The sequence below is a fragment of the Streptomyces sp. HSW2009 genome (assembly GCF_040240285.1).
GTDB lineage: Bacteria > Actinomycetota > Actinomycetes > Streptomycetales > Streptomycetaceae > Streptomyces.
This window is the reverse complement of record NZ_JBEHZD010000987.1, coordinates 1-1,424: the sequence shown is the minus strand read 5'-3', so window position 1 is coordinate 1,424 and position 1,424 is coordinate 1. Positions and strand designations below refer to the sequence as shown.

Genomic DNA, 1,424 nt, shown 5'->3' with positions numbered 1-1,424 from the left:
GGCGGGGGGGGGGGGGGGGGGGGGGGGGGGGGGCGGCGGGGGGGGGGGGGGGGGGGGCGCGGGGGGGCGGGGCGGGGGGGGGGCCCGGCGCCGCCCCCCCCCCCCCCCCCCCCCCGCTCCGGTCAGCCCTCGCGCGCGGGGGCGCGCTGTGCCGAGGGTTGACCGCCGGTCGGGGCGCCGCCGCCCGGGTCGGCCTGGGAGCCGGTCGGTCCGGTTCCGGTGGTCGCACCGGCGTCGGGGTCCGGGGCGTCGGTACCTGGCCGCTGCGGTGTGGTGGGCCGGTCCGCGTCGGGCGACTCGGGCCCCGTCGACGGCGGCTGCGGCTGCGGCTTCCGGTCGGTCGGCGCGGGGCTGGGCGACGTGCCCTGCGGATTGTTGGACTCCGCCCCCCGGCCACCCGGGCGAGTGGACTCCGGCGCTGCATCCCGCGAGCCCCGCGGATCACCGGTGTCGTCGCGGCGCGGGCCACCGTCCCGCTCCGCCGGCCGCTCCCGCTCGGGCGTACGACCTGGCCGTACGGGCGAACCCGCATCGCGGGAGACGCTGTTGCCGAACGTGGTCCCGCCCCGGTCGCCGCCCCACACATTGGACACCGGGCCGCCACTGGCCCATTCGATGCCGGTGATCACCGCCATGGCCAGCACGAACACACCGAGCGCTGCGAGCGCGAGCCGCTTGCCGCCGCGCAGTCGAGTGCCGTGCGTGGTGGCATCGGTGAACACGTCGAGCCGCCCCATCCCACGGCCGGGGCCCACCCCGGCCCCGGGCTCCGGTCCGGCATCGCCGCCGTGCGCCTCGTACATCCTGTGCGCCTCGTGCACACCCGACCGTCCGTACGCCGTGCGCGCGGTGTCCGCCGCATGTGCGATGTCTGCGGTACGTGCCGCGTCTGCCGTACGTATGTCAGATGGGTCGTGCGCGGAGTGGACCGCGGGTGCGGTCGGGGGCGTTGGCGCCGCGCGGCGCAGCAGGCGGGTCGCCTCGTCCACCCGGGGCAACGCCCGTACGTACTCGGCGTCCGCGCCACGCGTCCCCTTATTCCCCCGGACCCCGCGGCTCCCTCCGGTGCCGTGGCTTCCGCCATTCCGGTGGTTTCCGTCATTCCGGTGGTTTCCGCCGTTTAGTTGGCTTCCGGTGTTTCCGACGGTCCGTCGGGACAGCGGGCGCGTACGGTCCGCGTCCTCCGTCGGCTGCACCGGCTCCGGCGCGGAACCGGTTACGGGCTCCGCCGGCTCGACTGCTGCCGCGGCGGCCGGGCCCGGCGGCGGCACCGCACCTGACGTGCCGTCCGCCATGCGCGGCAGGGGCCGGGTGCCGCCCGCCTCGACCTGCGGCAACGCTCTGGTCCGCGCCTCGGTCGACGCTCGGGCCCGCGCGACCTTGCGGCCGGCTGCGGGCCGGTCGAGCGCCCCTGTCACGGCCCG

The 1,424-nt window shown here is 78.4% G+C and carries 1 pseudogene; it reads right to left on the bottom strand.

Annotation, left to right across the window (positions count from 1 at the left end):
• Positions 1-122: 122 nt before the first annotated feature.
• Positions 123-1,424: pseudogene (locus tag AAHZ94_RS34060) on the bottom strand (hypothetical protein); the annotation flags it as partial.